The sequence below is a fragment of the Cryobacterium algoritolerans genome, from assembly GCF_004402785.1.
Taxonomy (GTDB): Bacteria; Actinomycetota; Actinomycetes; order Actinomycetales; family Microbacteriaceae; genus Cryobacterium; species Cryobacterium algoritolerans.
In genome coordinates this window covers 1-6,995 of record NZ_SOFP01000058.1, presented here as the reverse complement: position 1 = coordinate 6,995, position 6,995 = coordinate 1, and the positions used below count along the sequence as shown (strand labels likewise).

The window sequence follows — 6,995 nt, the reverse complement described above, 5'->3', positions numbered from 1 at the left end:
CGGCGGGGCGGGGCGCGGCGGGGCGTGGCGCGGCGGGGCAGGGCGGGGCGGGGCGGGAGCGGAGCTTCATTTTCGCGGTGGGGATTCCGCATGGGAGGCTTCCGCGATAACCTGTTGTGGTCGCGCCGCCGCTCTCGGCTCGTTCGCCGGCCCTCAGGTGGTGGCGCGCGCCCGACTCGCCCGCACGAACACCTGACCAGCAGGGACCCGACCCATGAGCATCATCGAAGCCAGGGGACTCACCAAAACCTACCGCTCCAAGAGCGGCCCCGTCCACGCCCTTGCCGGGCTCGACCTCTCCGTTCCGCGCGGGTCGGTCAAGGCCCTGCTCGGCCCGAACGGGGCAGGCAAGACCACCGTCGTGAAGATGCTCACGACCCTGATCCGGCCGGATGCCGGCACCGCCTTCGTCGACGGGATCGACGTCCTCGCCGATCCGAAGGCCGTGCGGCGAATCATCGGTGTCTCCGGGCAATACTCTGCCGTCGACGAGAACCTGACCGGGTTCGAGAACCTGCAGATGGTCGGCCGGCTCTACCATCTCGGTGCGACGGTCGCCCGGCGCCGAGCGCAGGAGCTGATCGACCTGTTCGAGCTCACGGCGGCCGGCAATCGTCCGGTAAAGGGGTTCTCCGGCGGTATGCGCCGCCGGATCGACCTCGCCGGTGCGCTCGTGATCAAACCCAAGGTGCTGTTCCTCGACGAACCGACCACCGGGCTCGACCCGCGGAGCCGGATCGCTCTCTGGCAGGTGATCAAACGCCTCGTCGCCGACGGCACCACGGTGCTGCTCACCACCCAGTACCTCGAAGAGGCCGACCAGCTGGCCGACGACATCGTCGTGATCGATGACGGCCGGGTGATCGCCGAGGGTACCTCCGACCAGCTCAAGGCACAGATCGGCGGGCACCGGCTGGAGATCGCCCTGGTCGACGCCGCCGACAGCGACACCGCCCGGAGCATCCTCGCCCGGCACGGCGACGGTGAACCGATCGTGACCACCGACGGCCGCGGCCTCGAGGTCGCCGTCAACGACGGTCCCCTCGTGCTGCAGCATGTGCTCGCGGCGCTCGGGGAGGCGAAGATCGGCCTGCACGACGCCGGGATGCGCCGGCCCACCCTCGACGACGTGTTCCTCAAACTCACCGGCCACAAGGCGGACAAGACCGCCCAGCAGACCGAGGACGCCGAATTGGAGACAGTCAAATGAGCGTCGCCGCCACCCTTCCCACCTGGAACCCGCTGTCGATGTGGTACTCCGACGGCTGGACCGTGACCAAGCGCAACCTGATCAAGATCAAGCGGTCGCCCGACATGCTCGTCTTCGCCGTCATCCAGCCGATCATGTTCGTGCTCCTGTTCAGCCAGGTCTACGCCGGCGCCATCTCCGTGCAGGGCACCGACTACGTGCAATTCCTGATGGCGGGCATCTTCGCCCAGACCGTTGTCTTCGGCTCGACGTTCTCCGGCTCGGCGATGGCCCAGGACCTCAAGGAAGGCATCATCGACCGGTTCCGCAGCCTGCCGATGAGCTCGTCGGCCGTGCTGATCGGCCGCACCAACAGCGACCTCGTGCTGAACACGATCTCGATGGTCATCATGATGGGCACCGGCCTGGCGGTCGGCTGGCGGGTGAACTCCTCGCTGCCGCAGTTCCTGGCCGGAATCGGGCTGCTTCTGCTGTTCAGTTACGCGTTCAGCTGGGTGATGGCGCTGCTGGGCATGAGCGTGAAGAGCCCGGAAGTCATCAACAACGCGTCGTTCCTGATCCTCTTCCCGTTGACCTTCGTCTCGAATGCCTTCGTGCCGAGCGACACCCTGCCCACCCCGCTGCGCATCTTCGCGGAGTGGAACCCGGTGTCCTCGCTCGTGCAGGCGGCCAGGCAGCTGTTCGGCAACGAGGGCACGGCGCCGGTGCCCGACATCTGGACAATGCAGAACCCGATTGCGACCGTGCTGATCGGGATCAGTGTCATGCTGCTGGTGTTCGTGCCGTTGTGCATCCGCAAGTTCGCCTCGATCAGCTCAAGGTGACCGGCGGCTCGACCCCGACGGACACCGACCGCAGCACAACCGGGAGACCGACATGACAGAGCAACAGGCCGGACCTGGCATCGGCATCCTCGCCGCGTTCAGCGGATTCGCCGTGCCCGACATCGACGCGGCCCGCGCCTTCTACGCCGAGACCCTCGGCCTCACGGTGCGGGACGGCGGGATGGGCCTGCTGCGCCTGGAATTGCCCGGCGGCGCCGAGGTGATGGTCTACCCCAAACCCGACCATGTGCCGGCCGTGTTCACCATCCTCAACTTCGCCGTCGGCGACATAGACGTGGCCGTCGACGAGCTGCTCTCCCGCGGGGTGACCTTCGAACGTTACACGGGGTCTCCCCAGGACGAAAAGGGCATCGCCAGGGACCCGCACGGCCCGCAGATCGCCTGGTTCACCGACCCGGCCGGCAACATCCTCTCGGTGCTCCAGAATGGCTGACAGTGTGCCGTTCACCACCGATCGGCGCACCGGGAAGCTCCGGGCGCCACGGAACACCGCGCCGGCCGGCGCCGGGCCGTGGGACGTCAAGAAGGTGCTCAAACCGTTCTACGCGCCCACGAATCGGGACTGGGAACTGGTCGAGGTTCCCGGGCAGCGGTTCATCGCCATCGATGGGAGCGGCGACCCGAACACGGTACCCGCCCACCCGGAGGCCGTCGCGGCCCTCTACGCGGTGGCCTACGGCATCAAGTTCCAGGCCAAGCGCGAGCTCGGGCGCGACGCGGTCGTGGCTCCGCTCGAGGGCCTGTGGTTCGCCGACGACGCAGCCGTCTTCACCGCGGGGTCGAAGTCGGAGTGGCACTGGACGATGCTGATCAGCGAGCCGGACTGGGTGACGGATGCCTTCATCGCCCGGGCCATCGTGGCCGCGAGCGCGAAGAAGAAACTTCCCGCTCTCGCCAGGGTGCGCACCGAAACCCTCAACGAGGGGCTCTCCGCCCAGCTGCTGCACCTCGGCTCCTACGCCGACGAGGCTCCGGCCCTGGCCACCCTGCACGGCGAATTCCTGGCCGCACACGGTCTGCGCGCCAACGGGCGGCACCACGAGGTCTACCTCGGTGACCCGCGCCGGACCGAGCCGGCCAAGCTTGAAACGGTGCTGAGGCAGCCGGTCGACCGGCTCTGACCTGTCCGGCTTTGACCTGTCCGGCTCTGCCCGGCTCTGCCCGGCGCCGACAGGCTTCGTGGAACCGCCCGACCGGCAGCGCCGCCTACTCGGGGTGCCGGCGCAGTTCGGCCTGGATCAGCAGGGCAAGTTCCCGCAGCAGCACCGTGTCGATTTCGTCCGGCAATCGAGGCGAGGGGTCGAACACGCTGAGGACGCCGATTCGCTCACCCGATTCGGCCTCCACCGGGAAGCCGGCGTAGAAACGGGTGCGCGGTTCGCCGACCACGAGGGGATGCTCGCGGGTGCGTGGGTCGAGGAGCGTGTCCGGGACGACCAGCGCGCCGGGGGAGCGCACCGTGATGGCGGTCACCGAACCGGCGAGCGGGTACACGTTGGGTGCCCCGCCCAGGTTGGACTTGTCCCACAGGCGGTCTCCGTCGAGAAACGTGAAGGCGGCCGACCGGGTGCCGTAGGAGCGCCGCGCCACCGCCACGATCCGGTCGAAACGCTCCTCCGGATCAGTGTCGAGGAGGCCGCACTCGGTAGCGGCGCGCACCCCGTCGGGGCCGAGCCACTCGGGGTGGCCGGTCGGCGATCCGTCATGGTCGCTCTCGGCGCGGTTGTCACCGTGGTGCTCCGAGTCGAGGGGAGCCTTCATCGAGTCGGCGAGGTTCTCGGCCCAGGCGATGTAGTCGGCCGCAGTGCGGATGCGGCCGGGGGTGCGGGCCAGGCCGGCGGGCATGGGGACGAAGTAGGCGTCCGGACGGGCGGCGCAGACGGCCCCGGTCAGGTCGTTCAGCGCCCGTGCGTGGGTGGCACCGAGGGAACCCAGGGCGGTGTCATAGGCCGCGATCGACCGGATCGGCTGCATGCCGAGCACGAAGATCCGGGTGGTGCGGGAGGTATTGCGGCTGAGCTGGCCCAGGATCGCCTGGAGCTCCCGGCTCCAGACCCTGGGCGAGATCAGGCCTACGGCGTCGGTCGTGCCGAGGCTGAGCACAATGGCGTCGTAACGCCACAGCTTCAGCCCGGCGACTTCGGACCGGGCCGACCTGATCGTGATCGCCGGGCTCGGAACGACGTCGACGTCGCTGCCCCGCCCGGTGCGTGCCGACAGCGCCCGCGCGAGTGAACCGGGCAGGGCAAGGTCGTGGCTGAGCACACCCCAGCCGATCGCGGGCCCGCTGCCGAAGAGGAGGATCCGATCGCTGTTGACGCCTGCGGCGTGGGCCTGCGGGGCATCTCTCGGCCGTGGCAGGGTGTCGTAGTCGCGCGTCCGGGCCGTGCTCCACGCACGCATGACGGGTGCCATCGCCCAACGGATGACTTCACCCACCGAAACTCCTCGAGACCGAAATGAATCTCCAGTGGATAAACCGTGGAGCCTATCGAGCTTATATCAGCTAACCACCCGGTGTGAGTCGCCGCAGTTACGCTGGCTGGTTTGCACGGGATGCCGGCGGCCGGGTGCGCCGATCCTCCGGCTACCGGGAACCGCGCCTTTTATCCTTCTTCGGGCTGGCCGTGGGGCGGGTGCGGCCCGGGGCGCTCTGGGTCTTCCGGGACACGGCCGGTTTCGCCTTCGCAGCCGCGACACGTACGGCCTTCGCGGCGGCCTTCGCCTTGTCGGTCTTCTTTTCCTTCTTCACCCGTTCGGCGCCGGCCGGCAGGGAATCGATCCGCGAACTGTCCCGCGTGCGTCCGCGCACGATGCCGATGAACTCCTCGACGTCCTCGGTCGTCTCGCTCGCGAGCCAGGCCAGGGACACCTGGCTCTCCGCCACGTCCTCGACCGGCCGGGACACGACATCCTTCCTGCCGTGCAGCCGAGCGATCGAATGGGGGACGATCAGGATGCCCACCCCGGCCGCGACCTGCTCCATCGCCTCGTCGAGGTCGCGCATTTTCGGCAGCGCACGGCGGGTGCCGTCGCGGACCTCTGTCGCCACCGCACGCCACTCCGGCACGGCGTCGGGGTCCTGCAGGAGGTGCTCGTCGGCCAGGTCGGCGACGAGCACGCTGTCCTGGTCGGCGATGAAGTGGTCCTTCGCCGCGACCACCACGGGAATTTCGCGGTAGAGGGCGATCAGGCTCAGGTCGGTCTCGTCGACGGGCAGCCGCACCAGGCTGACCTGGGCGCGGCCGTCGCGGAGAACCTGGTCCTGCTCGGCCGGATCGGTGCGAAAGACCTCGAGCGGCTGGTCGGGTCGGCGTTCGGCCCAGATACGAGTCCACTTTGTGGGGGTCACACCGGCGACGAAGGCAATGGAAAAAGTCACCGGCATCCTCTCTGTTTCGGGCTCAGTCGGCACCGACCAGCCGGATCGATACCGCTCTCAGGCTATACGCTTGACTAATGACCGAGAAGAAGACCCAGACCATGAAGCCCGCCACGGCGGCCCAGAAGCTCGGGATTCTGCTCGAAGCAGCCCCGGAAGAGTTCCAGTCCTCGCCCATGTCGCGCACCGACCTGGCCGCGCTGGACGCGAAGCCGCCGGAGTGGCTGCTCGAACTGCGCGCCAACGGCCCGCACCCGAAGCAGGTCGTCGCCGCCAAGCTGGGCGTGTCGATCTCCGGGCTCGTGCGCGGCAAGGTGACCGAGCCGCTCACCACCGCCGAGATTTTGGCGCTCCTGCAGCAGCCGCCGGCCTGGCTGGTCACCGAGCGGGCGACCCAGTATGAGGTCCGCGAGGAGCAGATTCGGGTCAAGGACCGTGACGCCGAGCGCGCCCGCAAGACGGCGCACATCGCCCGCCAGGCCGCCCAGAACGAGAAGGCCGGCCGCGGCCGCTGAGCCGCCCGGGGCAGCGCCGAGCGCTCCTGTTGCGCCGCTGCGCTCCAGGCGCACCAGGCGCTCAGCGGCGCATGTGGCGCGCTCGGTACTGACGCTCGCGCTCAGGCTGCGAGGCTCGCGTACTGTTCACGCAGAAATCCGACGATCTCGCCGAGTTCGGCCTGCGAGATGGAGTGGCCCATCCCCTCGTAGATGCGTTCGGTGAGGTCGGAGTGGCCCGGCAGCCAGGCCTGGGTGCGTTCGATCGCATCCTGGGGGATCACCGGGTCGGCCGTGCCGCGGCCCCAGAAGATCGGGAGGCACCGCTCGGCCAGGCGCGCGTCGCCCGGATGCTCGTTGCGGCCCACGAAGCCCGACAGCGCCACCGCGAACGCGAACCTGTCCGGTGCCTGACGCAGTAGCTGGAGCGCCATCGCCCCGCCCTGGGAGAAGCCGAGCAGCCCCACCGAGGTTGGCTGCTCCGGCAGGGCGTCGAGCCAGGCCAGCACGCCGGAGGTGGCGGCGGTGAGGGCATCTGCGCTCGGGGCGCCGGGGTTCACCGCCGCACCGGCCGCACCGATCGGAAACCAGGCCCAGCCGGGTCCGGCCGTCAGCGGCGCGCGAAGGGCCGCGATCACCGGGTGCAACGGAAGATGCGGCGCGAGGGAGAAGAGGTCGCCCTCGTGCGAGCCGTAACCGTGCAGGATGATCAACAGGGGGCGGCCGCCCCGATCGGCGGGGCCGGCGGACCACAACACGGCGTCAGGGTCGATTTCTTCGATCCGCTCGGTGGGATGTCCCTCTTCGCTGTTGTCCATCCTGGACCTTTCGTTTCGGGTCGTGGCGGGAACGCGACGACTGGTTCCATACTTTCACTGCGACGGGGGAGTTCGTGGCTGCGGCGATCGTGCCGGGCCACCGCGGTCTCCTCGGTGGCCGGCGCCCTCAGTCGACGGTGCGGCCGCGGGCGCGCAGGAAGGCGTCGATCGCAGCAGTGTGCGGCGCGGTGCCCGGCCCGGGCAGGGTGACGGCCAGGGCGGCCGCCGCGTTGGCCCGCACGGCCG

The 6,995-nt window shown here is 69.3% G+C and carries 8 protein-coding genes; 5 read left to right on the top strand and 3 right to left on the bottom strand.

The features are described 5' to 3' along the window. Nucleotides 1-214: 214 nt before the first annotated feature. The 4 genes from E3O19_RS12830 to E3O19_RS12815 are packed head-to-tail and all read left to right on the top strand — an operon-like array spanning nucleotide 215 to nucleotide 3,176. Complete coding sequence (locus E3O19_RS12830; protein WP_134568193.1) at nucleotides 215-1,210, top strand: ATP-binding cassette domain-containing protein; 996 nt, start codon at nucleotides 215-217, stop codon at nucleotides 1,208-1,210. Beyond that, a complete protein-coding gene (locus E3O19_RS12825; protein WP_134568191.1) occupies nucleotides 1,207-2,034 on the top strand; it encodes an ABC transporter permease in 828 nt (275 codons plus the stop codon). The genes E3O19_RS12830 and E3O19_RS12825 overlap by 4 nt, the downstream gene beginning before the upstream one ends. Before the next feature lie 52 nt (nucleotides 2,035-2,086). Beyond that, nucleotides 2,087-2,488, top strand: coding sequence for a VOC family protein (locus E3O19_RS12820; RefSeq protein WP_134568189.1), 402 nt, complete (start codon nucleotides 2,087-2,089; stop codon nucleotides 2,486-2,488). Next, nucleotides 2,481-3,176, top strand: a complete 696-nt coding sequence (locus tag E3O19_RS12815; protein WP_134568187.1) for a GyrI-like domain-containing protein — start codon at nucleotides 2,481-2,483, stop codon at nucleotides 3,174-3,176. The genes E3O19_RS12820 and E3O19_RS12815 overlap by 8 nt, the downstream gene beginning before the upstream one ends. An 85-nt stretch (nucleotides 3,177-3,261) precedes the next feature. On the opposite strand, the gene E3O19_RS12810 is transcribed toward E3O19_RS12815, so the two are convergent. Both E3O19_RS12810 and E3O19_RS12805 read right to left on the bottom strand, forming a co-directional pair. Continuing rightward, nucleotides 3,262-4,494: a GAF domain-containing protein gene (locus E3O19_RS12810; protein WP_134568186.1), complete on the bottom strand. Its 1,233-nt coding sequence runs from the start codon at nucleotides 4,492-4,494 to the stop codon at nucleotides 3,262-3,264. Nucleotides 4,495-4,642: 148 nt separating this feature from the next. Continuing rightward, a complete protein-coding gene (locus E3O19_RS12805) occupies nucleotides 4,643-5,437 on the bottom strand; it encodes a LysR family substrate-binding domain-containing protein (RefSeq protein WP_166804568.1) in 795 nt (264 codons plus the stop codon). 77 nt (nucleotides 5,438-5,514) lie between these two features. Here E3O19_RS12805 and E3O19_RS12800 point away from each other — a divergent pair, with 77 nt between their 5' ends. Further along, on the top strand, nucleotides 5,515-5,952 hold the full coding sequence (locus tag E3O19_RS12800; protein WP_134568182.1) for a DUF5997 family protein: 438 nt from the start codon (nucleotides 5,515-5,517) through the stop codon (nucleotides 5,950-5,952). A gap of 101 nt (nucleotides 5,953-6,053) precedes the next feature. Here the strand turns inward: E3O19_RS12800 and E3O19_RS12795 are convergent, their stop codons facing one another. Further along, on the bottom strand, nucleotides 6,054-6,749 hold the full coding sequence (locus E3O19_RS12795; protein WP_134568180.1) for an alpha/beta hydrolase: 696 nt from the start codon (nucleotides 6,747-6,749) through the stop codon (nucleotides 6,054-6,056). Nucleotides 6,750-6,995: the final 246 nt, after the last annotated feature.

Excerpts from the sequence above, each read along its gene's own strand:
- E3O19_RS12830 (WP_134568193.1), top strand. The coding sequence starts at position 215 with ATGAGCATCATCGAAGCCAGGGGACTCACCAAAACCTACCGCTCCAAG.
- E3O19_RS12800 (WP_134568182.1), top strand. The coding sequence starts at position 5,515 with ATGACCGAGAAGAAGACCCAGACCATGAAGCCCGCCACGGCGGCCCAG.
- E3O19_RS12795 (WP_134568180.1), bottom strand. The coding sequence starts at position 6,749 with ATGGACAACAGCGAAGAGGGACATCCCACCGAGCGGATCGAAGAAATC.
- E3O19_RS12820 (WP_134568189.1), top strand. The coding sequence starts at position 2,087 with ATGACAGAGCAACAGGCCGGACCTGGCATCGGCATCCTCGCCGCGTTC.
- E3O19_RS12825 (WP_134568191.1), top strand. The coding sequence starts at position 1,207 with ATGAGCGTCGCCGCCACCCTTCCCACCTGGAACCCGCTGTCGATGTGG.
- E3O19_RS12815 (WP_134568187.1), top strand. The coding sequence starts at position 2,481 with ATGGCTGACAGTGTGCCGTTCACCACCGATCGGCGCACCGGGAAGCTC.